General features: G+C 32.7%; 13 protein-coding genes. All 13 read left to right on the top strand.

What is annotated here, in order from left to right; translation table 11 throughout:
• Positions 1–9: 9 nt before the first annotated feature.
• Complete coding sequence (locus tag J3477_RS20915; protein ID WP_206872071.1) at positions 10–852, top strand: MurR/RpiR family transcriptional regulator; 843 nt, start codon at positions 10–12, stop codon at positions 850–852.
• A gap of 354 nt (positions 853–1,206) precedes the next feature.
• On the top strand, positions 1,207–2,115 hold the full coding sequence (gene murQ, locus J3477_RS20910; protein ID WP_206872069.1) for an N-acetylmuramic acid 6-phosphate etherase: 909 nt from the start codon (positions 1,207–1,209) through the stop codon (positions 2,113–2,115).
• Between the two features lie 25 nt (positions 2,116–2,140).
• Entirely contained in the window at positions 2,141–3,490 is a 1,350-nt protein-coding gene (locus J3477_RS20905; protein WP_206872067.1) for a PTS transporter subunit EIIC, read from the top strand.
• 62 nt (positions 3,491–3,552) lie between these two features.
• Positions 3,553–4,632, top strand: a complete 1,080-nt coding sequence (locus J3477_RS20900; RefSeq protein WP_206872065.1) for a DUF871 domain-containing protein — start codon at positions 3,553–3,555, stop codon at positions 4,630–4,632.
• A 411-nt stretch (positions 4,633–5,043) separates the two neighbouring features.
• Positions 5,044–7,866 (top strand): excinuclease ABC subunit UvrA, encoded by a 2,823-nt coding sequence (gene uvrA / locus J3477_RS20895; RefSeq protein WP_206872063.1) that lies wholly within the window; start codon positions 5,044–5,046, stop codon positions 7,864–7,866.
• Between the two features lie 654 nt (positions 7,867–8,520).
• The gene (hisZ, locus tag J3477_RS20890; protein WP_206872061.1) at positions 8,521–9,771 is read left to right on the top strand and encodes an ATP phosphoribosyltransferase regulatory subunit; all 1,251 of its coding nucleotides are present in this window, start codon (positions 8,521–8,523) and stop codon (positions 9,769–9,771) included.
• On the top strand, positions 9,758–10,414 hold the full coding sequence (gene hisG / locus J3477_RS20885; RefSeq protein WP_206872060.1) for an ATP phosphoribosyltransferase: 657 nt from the start codon (positions 9,758–9,760) through the stop codon (positions 10,412–10,414). Before hisZ ends, hisG begins: the two co-directional genes overlap by 14 nt.
• A complete protein-coding gene (gene hisD / locus J3477_RS20880; protein ID WP_206872058.1) occupies positions 10,407–11,696 on the top strand; it encodes a histidinol dehydrogenase in 1,290 nt (429 codons plus the stop codon). Before hisG ends, hisD begins: the two co-directional genes overlap by 8 nt.
• Positions 11,689–12,753: a histidinol-phosphate transaminase gene (gene hisC / locus J3477_RS20875; protein ID WP_206872057.1), complete on the top strand. Its 1,065-nt coding sequence runs from the start codon at positions 11,689–11,691 to the stop codon at positions 12,751–12,753. The genes hisD and hisC overlap by 8 nt, the downstream gene beginning before the upstream one ends.
• Before the next feature lies 1 nt (position 12,754).
• A complete protein-coding gene (hisB, locus tag J3477_RS20870; protein WP_206872055.1) occupies positions 12,755–13,342 on the top strand; it encodes an imidazoleglycerol-phosphate dehydratase HisB in 588 nt (195 codons plus the stop codon).
• Positions 13,343–13,464: 122 nt separating this feature from the next.
• Positions 13,465–14,067: an imidazole glycerol phosphate synthase subunit HisH gene (gene hisH, locus J3477_RS20865; protein WP_206872053.1), complete on the top strand. Its 603-nt coding sequence runs from the start codon at positions 13,465–13,467 to the stop codon at positions 14,065–14,067.
• Positions 14,064–14,783, top strand: coding sequence for a 1-(5-phosphoribosyl)-5-[(5-phosphoribosylamino)methylideneamino]imidazole-4-carboxamide isomerase (gene hisA / locus J3477_RS20860; RefSeq protein ID WP_206872052.1), 720 nt, complete (start codon positions 14,064–14,066; stop codon positions 14,781–14,783). The genes hisH and hisA overlap by 4 nt, the downstream gene beginning before the upstream one ends.
• A 139-nt stretch (positions 14,784–14,922) precedes the next feature.
• A complete protein-coding gene (hisF, locus tag J3477_RS20855) occupies positions 14,923–15,684 on the top strand; it encodes an imidazole glycerol phosphate synthase subunit HisF (RefSeq protein ID WP_206872050.1) in 762 nt (253 codons plus the stop codon).
• Positions 15,685–15,695: the final 11 nt, after the last annotated feature.

Genomic DNA, 15,695 nt, shown 5'->3' with positions numbered 1-15,695 from the left:
GATGATTTTATGAGCTGCATTACAAAGATTAGACAAAACTATGAGTATTTTACACAAACTGAAAAAAAAATAGCAGATTATATAGTTGAAAATAGCAAGAATGTAATAAACATATCGACACAAGATTTGGCAGAATTAACTAAGACATCACCTGCTTCTATAGTTAGATTTTCTAGAAGTTTAGGCTTTGACGGGTTTGGTGAATTAAAGATTGAACTTGTTAAAAGTCTTCAGTCCTTTATTGATGAAGAAATTGATACGATATTAAAGCATGATGATACGGTAGAAGAAATGGTCCAAAAGATAGAAGGTAGAGTACAAAACACTCTAGAAGAGACTGTTAGATCAATTAATTATAAAAGCTTAGAAGAAGCACTAGACTCTATAAAAAAGGCAGAGACTATATATTTACTTGGAGTTGGAGCATCAGCTCTTGTAGCGATGGATTTGCAGCAGAAGCTACTAAGAATAAATAGAAGATGCGTGTTTAGTTTGGACAGTAATTTAGGGCTAGCGACTTCAGTACATATAACAGAAAAAGATGTTGTTATAGCTTTATCATATGGTGGAAGAACTAAAGAAGTAAATCTCGCGGTAAAAAGAGCAAGAGATAATGGAGCGAAATGTATCGCTATAACAAAATGGGGGAAGACTCCATTAGCATCGCTAGCTCATATATCTATATTTTTGCCAAATAACGAAGGTGAACTAAGAATAGGTGCTATTAATTCTAGATTTGCTCAGTTACTTATAACAGATATAATATATTTGGATATAGCAAAAGAGAACTTTGAATTAACAGAACACCATTTAAGACAAACTAAAAAGATTGTGCAGCCACTTAAGGAATAGTGTAAATGAAACAGCGTAGTTCTATAAAAAGTTTAATGCTTTTATGGAATTACGCTGTTTTTACTATATAGCAAAATATAAAGTATTAATACTAACCCAAACTAGCAACTTTTTTGTAAAATTTAAAGGTATTTATATTAGAGTGTACAACTCTAAATGGAGAAGATATAAGTGATTTTGAATTTTAATAATAGAGTCATACATAAATTGGAATAATATTAAAAATGGTAGCGTAAAAAAGATAACTTGATAATAAATGAAATATTGTTTCGTTTACATAAAGAAAATGTTGAAACAAAATTTCTTGTATGTATAATTATAGATATAAGATAAATATTTTCGGGGGGATGAGAAATGAGTTTGGATTTGGGAAGCTTGATTACAGAAACTAGAAATAGTAATACAAGGAATATAGACAAGGTATCTACTATTGATATGTTAAAAATGATTAATGAAGAAGACAAGAAGGTAGCTTTTGCAGTTGAAAAAGAAATAGAGAACATAGCTATTGCAGTTGATTACATATCCAATGCATTACAATGTGGTGGAAGATTAATTTATTGTGGGGCAGGGACTTCAGGAAGGCTTGGAATTATAGATGCATCTGAATGCCCTCCTACATATGGAGTAAAAGAAGATCTGGTACAAGGGTTAATAGCAGGGGGATATGGTGCAATATTTAAGTCGAAGGAGGGAGCTGAGGATTCAAAAGAATTAGGTGTAGAAGATCTGAAAAATATAGGCTTTAATGAAAGAGACGTTTTAGTTGGAATTGCAGCAAGTGGGAGAACTCCATACGTAATAGGTGGATTGGAATATGCTAACTCACTTGGTGCAATAACTGTAGGGTTAACATGCAATCCAGATTCAATTATCTCACAAATTGCGAAGATATCAATAGCACCTGTGGTAGGACCAGAAGCGATTACTGGATCTACTAGAATGAAAGCGGGGACAGCTCAAAAAATGGTGCTTAATATGTTGTCTACTGGAGCTATGGTTAACACTGGTAAGGTGTATAGTAATCTAATGATAGATGTTAAATCTACAAATGAAAAATTAGTAGAGAGAGCACAAAGGATATTAATGGAGGCTACGGGGGTATCTAGACAAGAGGCTATAGCTATGCTTGTGCATACTGGATATGATGTTAAATTATCCATACTGATGATTATGTCAGGATTACAAAAAAAGGATGCTGAGTGTGTGCTTGAAAGTAATAAAGGATATATAGCAAAGGCTCTTAAGAGTTTAGAAGTTTAATATAAAAGAGAATGGGGGTAATTTTATGAATAATAGTGTTGATGTAAAAAGTGTTGCTGAACAAATACTAACAAATGTTGGTGGAAAAGACAATATATCTTCAGTTGCTCATTGTATGACAAGACTTAGATTAGGAATTAATGAATCTTCTTTATGCAAGATTGATGACATTAAAAAAATTGAAGGTGTATTAGGTGTAGTAGAACAACAAGGACAGCTTCAAATTATTCTAGGACCAGGTAGAGTAAATAAAGTCACTGAAGCTTTCGGATCTATCACTGGAATTAGTATAGGAGAGGTAGATGATGCTAAAGCCTTAAAGGCGGAAATAAATAAGAAGAATGCAACTCCATTTAAATTGTTTTTAAAGAAATTATCTAATATTTTTATACCATTAATACCAGCTTTTATTGCATGTGGACTTGTAACAGCTATATTAAATATTGTATTGAAGATAGATCCTAACTATGCAAATACAACTATTGGCGGAATACTAAAGGTAACAGGTAACGCTGTTTTTTACGGGCTTAATTTATTTGTAGGTGTCAATGCGGCTAAGGAGTTTGGAGGATCAGCTATGCTTGGTGGTACTATGGCAGCTGTAATATCTCATCCGGACTTAGCAAAAGTTACTATAGGAGGTACAGCACTTCTACCTGGAAGAGGTGGAATAATTGCTGTTTTATTAGTAGTTGCATTCTCAAGTTGGTTAGAAAGAAAGTTGAGAAAAGTTATTCCGGAAACATTGGATTTATTTTTAACTCCTCTTACAGTAATACTTATTTCAGCCTTTGCTGCTTTGTTTGCACTTCAACCTTTAGGTGGAATGATATCAGACGGAATTGGATATGCTGCTAAAACTGCTATATCTGGTGGTGGAGCAATCACAGGTTTTATATTAGGTGGATTATTTTTGCCGTTAGTTATGACTGGATTACATCAAGGCTTGACTCCAATACATGTAGATTTGCTTAAGACTGCAGGCATTAACATTTTACTTCCTATACTAGCTATGGCTGGAGCAGGTCAAGTGGGGGCTGCAATAGCAGTATATTTTAAGACTAAGAATAAAAGGCTTAAAAAGACAATAATATCAGCACTTCCAGTAGGAATTATGGGAGTTGGAGAGCCTCTTATCTATGGAGTTACTTTACCTCTAGGAAAACCTTTTATAGGAGCATGTATAGGTGGCGCTTTTGGTGGTGCAGCGCAAGCTTTATTTAAGGTTGGTTCAACATCCATGGGATTATCGGGTATACCTCTTGCTGCAATAACCAATAAACCAATACTATTTGTTGTGGGATTGATCGTTGCTTATGTTGCAGGTTTCATAGCTACCTATTTACTTGGTTTTGATGATCCGATTGAAGAGTAGTATGGTAATTAAAATATTGAACTTCAAAGTATAATGTTTTATGTATAAGAAAGGAAGCAATCATGGGAAAAGGAATATCTGTATTTTTAGGTATGGGGTATTCATTAGAGAGTATACTGAAAAATATAGAATTGTCTAAAGAAAATGGATTTGATAGAATTTTTACATCTTTTCATATACCAGAAGCTAATTATGATATCGTATTAGAAGAGTTTGGTAAAGTGTCAAAGTTAGCTCAAAAGTTAAATATGAAGATAATAGCTGACATTTCTCCTAATGCATATAAGCTTCTTGAAATAGATAAGGATGATCTGGAAAGAGTTAAAGCTTTAGGTGTAGATGTTTTAAGATTAGATTTTGGATATTCTGAAGAATTCATAGCGAATTTAAGTAGGAATAAATTTGGATTAAAAGTAGAAATTAATGCATCAACTGTTACAGATAGATTCTTTGAAGAGTTAGAAAAGTATAGTCCTAACTATAAAAATATTCAAGCATGTCATAACTATTATCCAAGAAAAAATACAGGGATTTCTGAAACTTTATTTATAAAGAAGAATCAGTTGTTAAGAAGATATGGAATTAGAATTTCAGCATTTATTCCTTCGTTATCAGGCAGAAGGGGACCAATCTATGAAGGGCTTCCTACACTTGAAGCTCATAGATATTTAGAACCATATACGAGTGCTAGACATTTAGTTGCTTTAGGAGTTGATGATATATTCTTCGGAGATGGAAATCCTAGCAATGATGAAATAGTGTCAGTAGGAGCTATTAAAGATAGATGTATTGAACTAAGAGTATTACTTTCTATGAAAAATTACATTACAGAAAGGTATATGGATTTTCCTTGCTATACTAATAGAACTGATTGTGCAGCAGATGTAGTTAGGGCAGTTGAAAGCAGGAGCTTGCTTACAAATAATGAGATCATACAAGCAGTCAATTGCGTTAACAGAGAGAAAGGCTGCATAACTTTAGATAATGAAGGTTATATGAGGTATATGGGAGAACTTCAGATAATAATGAAGGCTTTACCTCAGGATGACAGAGTAAATGTTATTGGTAAGGTATTTGAAGGAGATTTGTTTCTTTTAGACTATATAAATGAAGAGACTAGGTTCTACTTTAAGACTATATAAAATTGATTTTTAATATATTAGATTAACCTCTAAAGCTAATTATTAGCCTTAGAGGTTTTTTATTATTTAGGAATTTATAATTTAATTAGATTTATGGAGAAGTATGTGTAACAGGTTGAAATGGAATATAAGCTAAAGAATAATAAAAGGAAAAGATGTTGCCTGACAAATTTATGCTTTTTTGTTTGTAAAAATTAATAAGTAAAAGTTGACTTATAAATTGTAAAGAATTAAAATAGTTACATGCGAACTTATGTTCAAAAAGAATAGCATTAATAATATTGACTAGAATATATAAAGATGAAACACTTCAATCAAATGAATAGATAATCATAAGATAAGTTTACGCACTGTTAAAGTGCTTTGTTGAAATTAATAATCGGATTAAATATGTAAGTAAGGAGAAATGTTATGAAGGATAAGATAGTAATAAAAGGTGCAAAAGTACATAATCTAAAAAACGTATCCTTAGAGATTCCAAGAGATAAACTTGTAGTATTTACAGGGCTATCAGGATCTGGAAAGTCATCATTGGCTTTTGATACACTGTATGCTGAAGGTCAGAGACGATATGTTGAATCTCTATCAGCATACGCAAGAATGTTTTTAGGTCAAATGAATAAACCAGAAGTGGAGTCAATCGAGGGATTGTCACCAGCTATATCCATAGATCAAAAGACTACTAGTAAAAATCCTAGATCAACAGTAGGAACTGTTACTGAGATATATGATTATTTGAGACTACTTTATGCTAGAGTTGGTGTACCTCATTGTCCAAAGTGCGGTAAAGAAATAACTCAGCAGACCATAGATCAAATAGTGGATAAAGTTATGAATTTTGAGGAGAAAACAAAGATACAGATATTAGCACCTATAATTAGAGGTAGAAAAGGTACTCATGAGAAGGTGCTAGAAAATATAAAAAAGAACGGATATGTAAGAGCAAGAATAGATGGTGAAATATATGACCTTTCTGAAGATGAAGTAACTTTAGAAAAGAATAAAAAACACAGTATAGAAGCTGTAATAGATAGGTTGGTAGTGAAGTCAGACATAGAAAGCAGGCTTACTGATTCTTTGGAGACTGCATTAAAACTAGCAGAGGGATTAGTAATAGTAAACATATTAGGAGGGCATGATACACTTTTTAGTGAAAAATTTGCTTGTGCAGAATGTGGGATAAGTATAGATGAACTAGCACCAAGATTATTTTCATTTAATTCACCTTTTGGAAAGTGTGATCACTGCGATGGTCTAGGAACCTTAATGGAGATTGATGAAGACTTAGTTATGCCTAATAAAGATTTAAGTGTTATGGAAGGTGCTATAGCTTCTTGGGGAGAGGGAAGATTAGCAGAAGGAGCTTGGACTTATGCTGTGCTTAAAGCTTTAGAGAAAAAATACAAATTCAATTTAAATACTCCTATTAAAGACCTTCCTAGAAATATAGTAGAATTATTATTATATGGAACTAATGGAGAAAAGGTAGAAGTTGATTACACTAAAGAAGGAATTTTAGGAAGATATAAGCATGCCTTTGATGGAGAAATAAATTCATTGAAGAGAAGATATATGGAAACTGGTTCTGATATCATAAAAACTGAAATTGAGCAATATATGAGCAATAATCCTTGTCCTAAATGTAAAGGGGCTAGGTTAAAGCCAGAAGCTCTAGCTGTTACTGTAGGAGATAAAAATATAAATCAATTCACAAGGTTAAGTATTAGAGATGAATTGGATTTTATAAATTCTATAGAGTTTTCAGAGAAAAATAAGATAATAAGTCAGCAAATAGTTAAAGAAATAAATTCAAGACTAAAGTTTTTAATTGATGTTGGACTAGATTACCTTGATCTCGCAAGAAACTCAGGAACTTTGTCTGGTGGAGAATCTCAAAGAATAAGACTAGCAACTCAAATAGGTTCTCAGCTTATGGGAGTGTTATATATATTAGACGAACCAAGTATAGGGCTTCATCAGAGAGATAATGATAGGCTTATAGCAACCTTGAAACACTTAAGAGATCTAGGCAATACTCTTGTTGTAGTTGAACATGATGAAGATACTATGAGAGAAGCTGACTTTATAGTTGATATAGGTCCTGGTGCAGGAGAACACGGAGGACAGATAATTGCAGCAGGCCCTCTAGATGTAATAGAAAACACTGAGGAGTCCATAACTGGTCAATATCTTACTGGCAGAAAGAAAATTGAAATCCCTAGCGACAGAAGAAAAGGTAATGGTAACTTTATAACAGTTAAAGGCGCTAAAGAAAATAATCTAAAGAATGTAAATGCTAAGTTTCCTCTTGGGACCCTTACAATGGTTACAGGAGTGTCTGGATCAGGTAAGAGTACTTTAGTTAATGAAATACTATATAAGGGACTTTACAAAATTGTAAATAAGTCTAGAGTTATTCCAGGAGAACATAAAGAAATAATAGGGTATGAAAACATTGATAAAATAATCGATATAGATCAAAGCCCTATAGGAAGAACTCCTCGTTCAAATCCAGCTACATATACTGGTACTTTTGATATAATAAGAGAACTGTTTTCTAATACAACTGAAGCTAAGATGAGAGGATATAAACAAGGAAGATTTTCTTTCAATGTTAAAGGTGGAAGATGTGAAGCGTGTAGCGGAGATGGAATCATAAAAATAGAAATGCAATTTCTATCCGACGTTTATGTGCCTTGTGAAGTATGCAAAGGTAAAAGATATAATAGAGAAACATTAGAGGTAAAATATAAAGGCAAGAATATAGACGATGTACTAAATATGACAGTTGAAGAAGCTCTTGATTATTTTGAGAATATACCAAGAATACATAACAAGCTTAAGACGCTTCACGATGTAGGACTTGGATATGTAAGGCTAGGTCAGCCATCAACGCAGTTATCTGGTGGAGAAGCTCAAAGAATTAAACTTGCATATGAGCTTTCAAAGAGAAGTACAGGAAAGACTTTATATATATTAGATGAGCCTACAACAGGACTACATGTGGCTGACGTAAGCAGACTTATTGAGATACTTCAACGACTTGTTGATGCAGGTAATACAGTTGTTGTTATTGAGCACAATCTTGATATGATAAAATGCGCAGACCATATAATAGATCTTGGTCCAGAAGGTGGAGACAAAGGTGGTACTATATTGTGTATTGGTACTCCAGAAAAGATAGCAGAAAATAAAGAGTCTTATACAGGTAAATATCTAAAAAAATATTTATAATTACTACACTAAAGGGTTCAGTATTAATACTGAACCCTTTAATATGTTAAAAGGAATGTAAGCAATATTTTAGGCACAAGTTAAATAATCAATCATCTTGATTAAGCTCGATTAACATCATTGCTTATCTCAAGTTCATAGGTCAGGACCCTCGAGGGTTTTGAGATATTACATCATCAAAGTGTTCATACTTCAGATCCATATTTCAAATGACAGTAAGATTAATTGGTGCTTTTAAATTTAACTGCAGTCAAAATCAACTTCAGTTTTTATATTGATACATTCCTTATGATATTAATATAACCGCCCATAAAGAATTAATTCCTTTATGGGCGGTTTAATATATAGAAATACAGGAATTATATAACTATAAGAAATTTCATATTAGTCTTTGATGTAATTTTATTAAAGAGTTCCTGTAGCGAAACTTAATTTATACTTGTTCGAAAATCATGCACCTATGAATTTTAGCATGTATAAATTAATAATTGAGTTAGGAATTCTATAAAAACAAAAAATTATGATAATTCAGTTATAAGCGGATATAACCTTATATTGACAGAGGATTATTTTTATAGTAGTATTATTTTAATGATTTAGAGTTTTAATGTTTTACTTTACTAAAGTAATGAAGTGTTGAAGGTGGGCTATAGAATGAATATATGGAGAAATTATGCTATTGAAGGAACTCAAGACCTTTTATTTGATCAGTGTGAGATTAAAAATGACATAATATCAAAAAGCAGAAAAGTATTTAAAAAATTTGGTTTTAATGAGGTACAAACACCGACTTTAGAATTCTATGATGTTTTTAATTTTTCAAATCACCCAATAGAAGATGAAAAAATATATAAATTAATAGATTTTAAGGGAAGAATACTTACCTTAAGACCGGATTTAACAATTCCAATTGCAAGAGTCTATTCTACTAAAATTAAGAGCGGAACTGCTATGCTTAGCTATGTTGGGGATGTATATAGAGCTAATGAGCATAATCACGGTAAAAATAATCAGATAACTCAATGTGGAATTGAGATAATAGGTATTTCAAATATAAAAGCAGAAATACTATTACTTATAACTGCTATTAATACCATAAAAGAAATAGGAATAGAGGAATTCAAGATAGAGATAGGACAGTGCAAGTTTTTTGAAGGAATCCTTGAAGTCATAAATTTCGATAATGAGGAAGTTAGTGAACTTGAGAATCTGATAATGAATAAAAATCTAGGATCACTATATTCTTTTTTAAACAAAAAGAAAAGTAAATTAGATGAAGATCAATATAAAATTTTAAAAGCTTTACCTCAACTGTTTGGAGGAAAAAGTGTAATTGATGAAGCTCAAGAACTTGTAAAATCGGAAAAAGCTATAAATGCATTAAGAGATTTGAGCTATATATACAATACTTTAGAATCCTTAGGATATTCAGAATATGTTTCAGTAGATTTAGCTATGATTCAAAGTTTTAATTATTACACAGGTGCTATATTTAAAGGCTATACAAAAGAAGTAGGTGAAGAGATACTAAGTGGCGGTAGATATGATGGTTTAGTAGGAGAATTTGGAGAAGAAAGTGCGGCAGCAGGCTTAGCTATAAATGTAGATGCTATACAAAAACTTATGTATGAAAAAACTAAAACCGAAAAAACTGATGAGGTAACTGGAGTAATATTTTTTGAAAAAGACTCTTATGCTAATGCTATAAAAATAATGAATTCATTAAATAAAGGCAGTGGAAATTGGCAGCTTAATATACAAGAAAGTTTTGAGGAAGTGGCTGATTATTGTAGGGGTAAAGGAATAAATAGGATAATGAAAGTTAATAGAAATGAAGTGATTGAATATAGATTGAGCCCTACAGGAGTATTTATAGGAGAGATGTTTAAAAATGGAAAATATTAAAATAGCACTTACTAAGGGGCGTCTAGAGAAGGATGCTATAGGGATTTTTGATGGTATAGGCATAGACACTACTGAACTAAAGAATAAGGGAAGAAAGCTTATACTGCGAAGCAACAACTACCCAGTAGAATTTGTTTTAGCAAAGGCACAGGATGTTATAACTTACGTGGAACATGGCGTAGTTGATATGGGTATAGTGGGAAAAGATACCATACTTGAGAATACACCTGATTTTTACGAAGTAATAGATTTAAATAAAGGAAAGTGTTTTTTTGCATTAGCATCATTAGAGAGCTTTAGATTTATTCCTAACTTTAAAAGAAAGGTTATAGCAACTAAATACCCTAAAGTAGCGCACGATTACTTTAGAGAAAAGGGTGAAGATGTTGAGATAATAAAAATTGAAGGCTCAGTAGAACTTGCGCCAATTTTAGGATTAGCAGATGCCATCGTAGATATAGTTGAGACGGGAACAACATTAAAGGAGAATGGTCTTATAATTTTTGATAAAATTTGTGATATAAGTGCTAGATTAATTGTTAATAAAGCCAGTATGAAAATGAAAAAGAATGTAGTTTTAGATTTAGTAGATAAGATCGAAAACTTTTTGAATTCAAGTGAAGGAGAAGCTAATAATGATTAAAATATATGAAGATAATGATTGTATTGAGCTGTTTCTTCAGTTAATGCAAAGAAGAAGTGAAGAGGATAGTAAAGAAGCTTTAGAAGCGGTGGAAAGCATAATAGGAGCTGTTAGGAAAGAGGGAGATGTTTCTGTTAAAATTTTCACTGAAAGGTTTGACGGAGTGTCATTAGATCAGTTAAAAGTTAGCGAAGTTGAAATAGAAGATGCTTTTAGCAAGGTATCTAACAATATAAAGGATGCTTTAGAAAAAGCAATAGCAAATATAGAGTATTTTCACAAAAAGCAAATAAGACAATCATGGATAAGTACTGAAGAAAACGGAGTCATAATGGGACAAAAAATAGCTCCTTTAGAGAAAGTGGGGGTATATGTTCCAGGTGGTAGTGCAGCCTATCCATCATCAGTTCTTATGAATGTAATTCCAGCAAAGCTAGCTGGAGTAAAGAAAATTGTTATGGTAACTCCACCAAAGAAAGATGGAAGTATAGATTCTAATATATTAGTAGCAGCGAAGCTAGCTGGGGTAAGCGAAATATATAAAGTTGGTGGAGCTCAAGCAATAGCGGCTCTTGCTTATGGAACTAGCACTATTCCTAAGGTTGATAAAATAGTAGGACCAGGAAATATATATGTAGCTTTGGCAAAGAGGGTTTGCTATGGCAAGGTAGATATAGATATGATAGCTGGTCCAAGTGAAATAACTATAGTATGTGATGAAAAAGCTAATGCTAGATTTTTAGCTGCAGATTTAATGTCCCAAGCAGAGCATGATAAACTTGCATCGTCTGTGCTTATAACAACTAGCAAAACTTTAGCAGAGGAAGTTAATAAACAAATAAATATACAAATTCAGAATTTAAACAGAAAAGAAATTATAGAGGCTTCGCTTAAGAATTACGGAGGCATATTAGTGGTTAAATCATTAGAGGAAGCTATAGATATGGCCAATGCCATTGCACCGGAACATCTGGAGCTAATGATTGAAAACCCTATAGCATACCTTGGAAAAGTTAAGAATGCAGGTTCAATATTCCTAGGACAATATAGTCCTGAACCGTTAGGTGATTATATGGCTGGTCCAAATCACGTGCTACCTACAAATGGAACAGCAAGATTTTTTTCGCCTTTATCTGTAGATGATTTTATAAAAAAATCTAGTTATATATATTATACAGAAGAAGCGCTTAGGGAATTAAGTGAAGATATAATGATTCTTGCTAAGGCAGAAGGTTTAGATGCTCATGGAAATTCTATAAAAGTGAGGGTTGACAATGAATAGCTTGTTTAGAAAAGATTTAAGTGATTTTAAACCCTATGAAGCAGAAATAAATAATTGTGAAGTAATTTTAAATGCCAATGAAAGTTTCATAAATATAGAAAAGCAGTTAGAAGAAGAAATAATTAGTGCAATTAAAGATATGAAGATAAATAGATATCCTGATCCAACTGGAGAAAAGTTAAGAAAAATTTATGGCAGCTACTCAGGGGCGGATGAAGAAAAGATAATGATAGGAAATGGATCTGATGAGCTTATATCAATAATTTGCAATACTTTCGTGGATAGTGGAGATAAAATAGTTAAATTAAATCCGGATTTCTCAATGTATAAGATTTATGGAGTTTTGCATGGAGCCGAGGTTCTTGAATATGATTTGAAGGAAGATTTTACTTTAGATATTGATGATTTTATTAATTTTGTTAACAATGAGAAACCTAAGGTTGTATTTGTATCAGTACCAAATAATCCAACAGGTGGAGTTATTAAAAAAGCAGATATCATAAAACTTATAACATCAGTGAATTCTATAGTTGTTATAGATGAAGCTTACTTTGAATTTTACGGAAATACAGTAATCGACGAAATAGACAATTACGATAACTTAATAATACTAAGAACTGCATCAAAGATAGGTTTAGCAGCTTTAAGGTTAGGATTTTTAATAACTAACAGAGCTCTGTTAATGGAGCTATATAAGGTAAAGCCACCTTATAATGTAAATTCAATTACTCAAGAAATAGGGGCCTTAATATACGAAAATAAGCAAGTTATAGAAGATAATATCTCAAGAATTCTAAGAGAAAAATCTTCTTTGCAAATAAGTTTGCTAAGTTTATCAGAGAAGATAAACTTTAAGCTTTATCCTAGCAGCACTAACTTTATATTAATGGAAATTGAAGAGGCAAAGGAACTTTATGAGTACCTTAAAAATAATGGAGTTTCAGTAAGGTTTTTCGGAAAAGGAAGGCTAGAAAATTGCATAAGGATAACTGTTGGAAACAGTGATGAGAATAGGCTTTTACTTGAGTCAATAAATAAATTTTTAGGGGTTAGATAGTATGAGAGAGTCGGATATAAAAAGAAAAACTGGTGAAACAGATATTGAGGTTAGTTTGACAATAGATGGAGAAGGCAAATATGAAGTTGACACAGGAATAGGTTTTTTCGATCATATGCTCACTTTGATGTGTAGACATTCTCTTATGGATATGAAAATAAAAGCAAAGGGAGATCTTTATATAGATGGACATCATACTGTAGAAGATGTTGGGATAACCATTGGAACGGCACTAAGAGAAGCTCTAGGTGATAAATCCGGAATTAAAAGATATGGAACGTCGTATGTTCCTATGGATGAAGCCTTAGCATTGGTATCCTTAGACTTAAGTGGTAGAGATTACTTAGTTTTTGACGCTCCAATAGATACAAGTAAGACTTTAGGCAATTTTGATGTAGAACTGACAGAGGAGTTCTTTAGGGCTGTAGCAGCGAATGGTGGAATAACCTTGCATTGTAAGGTTTTATACGGAAAGAATAATCACCATATGATCGAAGCGTTATTTAAAGCCTTTGGAAGAGCACTTAGAGAGGCAACCTCCTATGATGAGAAGATAAAAGGTGTTATGTCCACAAAGGGTGTATTGTAGTCATAGATAAACTACTTCAATCCTTGGACTCAAAATAATGCTTTCGGTGAATCTACGAAGTTTTATTTTGATTAATTCTAATATGAAGTAGTTTATCTATATTAATGAAATGAGGTGAAGATATGATTTCAATAATAGATTACGGAATTGGTAATTTAAGAAGTGTTGAAAAGGCTCTTTGGAGTTTAGGTATAGAATCTAAGATAACTAGCAGTAAAGATGAAGTAAAATCCAGCAGTGGAATAATACTTCCTGGTGTAGGTGCTTTTCCAGCTGCAATGAAAAATCTTAAAGATAGAGAACTGGATGAACTTTTAAAGGAAGAAGTGAAAGAAGGAAAGCCTCTTATAGGTATATGTCTTGGAATGCAGTTACTTTTTCAATCTAGTGATGAAGTTCGATATACAGAAGGATTAGGGTTTATAGATGGACAGGTAAAAAAGTTTGAGATAAAAGAAAAAGTTCCTCATATGGGCTGGAATAGACTTAAGTTCAATGTTCCTAGCGATACTTTAAAGGGAATAGATGAAGGCAGTTATGTTTACTTCGTTCACTCATACTATGCACAGACTGATAAATGTAACGTAAATGCTTATGCTGAATATGAAGTAGATGTTCCGGCGGTGGTCTCAAAAGATAATGTAATAGGATTTCAATTTCACCCTGAAAAGAGTGGAGATGTGGGGCTCAATATATTGAAGAACTTGAAGGGGCTGATAAAGTGATAATAATACCTGCTATAGATTTGAAGGATGGAAAGTGTGTAAGACTTTATAAAGGCGAGGAAGATACAACTCATGTGGTTGCAGAAAATCCAGTTGAAGTAGCAAAGTCCTTTGAGAATGAAGGAGCAGAATTTATCCATATTGTTGATCTCAATGGAGCTTTTAGTGGTAATCAAGCAAATCTATCAATAATAGAAGAGGTTGTAAAAAGTGTAAGTGTGCCTATAGAGGTAGGCGGTGGCATACGATCAATTGAGGCTATTGATAATTTGATTTCAATAGGAGTTAAAAGAGTTATACTAGGGACTTCAGCAATTAATGATAGTAAATTACTAAAATCATCTGTTGATAAGTACGGTGAAAAGATAGCAGTAGGAATTGATGCTGCTAATGGAAAAGTTGCAATTAAGGGCTGGGTTGAGGTCACAGAAAAGAATTACATCGATTTTGCTAAGGAATTAGAAAGCATTGGGGTAAAAACCTTCATAGTCACTGATATCTCAAAAGATGGCACGCTAGAAGGGCCTAATGTAGATATGCTAAAAGTCTTGAAAGAAAATGTAGCTAATGCCAATATAATAGCTTCTGGAGGAATAAAGGATTTAGGACATATAAGTGAATTAAAGAAACTAGATATATACGGAGCTATAACTGGAAAAGCTATTTACTCAGGAAATCTTGACTTGAATAAAGCTATAGAACTTACAAAAAGTTAAACTTTGCTAGGTGAAAGAATATTATTGAAATTAAGTGGTTATGCAGGAGAGGCTCATGAAAGCATGGTATGAATAACCACTTAATTTCAACACAGTGCTTTAATAGTACCTAGATTTTACGTAGAAAGGGGCTGGGGTATTGATCACGAAAAGAATAATACCATGTTTAGATGTAAAGATGGGAAGAGTAGTTAAGGGAATAAATTTCGTTGGATTACAAGATGTAGGTGATCCTGTTGAGATAGCTAAATTTTATAATGATGAAGGTGCAGACGAATTGGTATTTCTTGATATAACAGCTAGTCATGAAGGAAGAAAGACAATGCTAGAAGTGGTGGAAAGAACTGCAAATGAAGTATTTATCCCTTTAACAGTAGGAGGAGGAATAAGTACAATTGAAGATATTAAGGCAATACTTAGAGCTGGTGCTGATAAGACTTCAATAAATTCTGCTGCTATAAGAAATCCAAAGTTAATTTCTGATGGGGCAGAACTTTTTGGTGAACAGTGTATCGTTGTTGCTATAGATGGAAAGATGAGAGAAGATGGCAGTGGATGGAATGTATTTATAAATGGTGGAAGAATAGATACAGGTATCGATGCTATAACCTTTGCTAAAGAAGTAGCTAAAAGAGGAGCTGGGGAAATACTTTTGACCAGTATGGATGCCGATGGTACAAAAAATGGATATGATATAGATTTTTTAAATGCTATTTGTAGCACTGTTAATATTCCTGTAATAGCATCTGGAGGTTGTGGAAAGATGTCGCATATAAGAGATGTTTTTAAGAACACAAATTCCGATGCTGCGCTAGCTGCCTCAATATTTCACTATAAAGAAGCGGCTATAAGTGAGGTTAAAAAGTATTTAAGAGATAATAAAATTGAAGTTAGAATATAGGTAAAGTAAGC

Source organism: Clostridium zeae, from assembly GCF_017312485.1.
GTDB lineage: Bacteria > Bacillota > Clostridia > Clostridiales > Clostridiaceae > Clostridium_AR > Clostridium_AR zeae.
The sequence above is the reverse complement of the archived record's forward strand: the minus strand, read 5'-3'. Positions and strand labels throughout refer to the sequence as shown.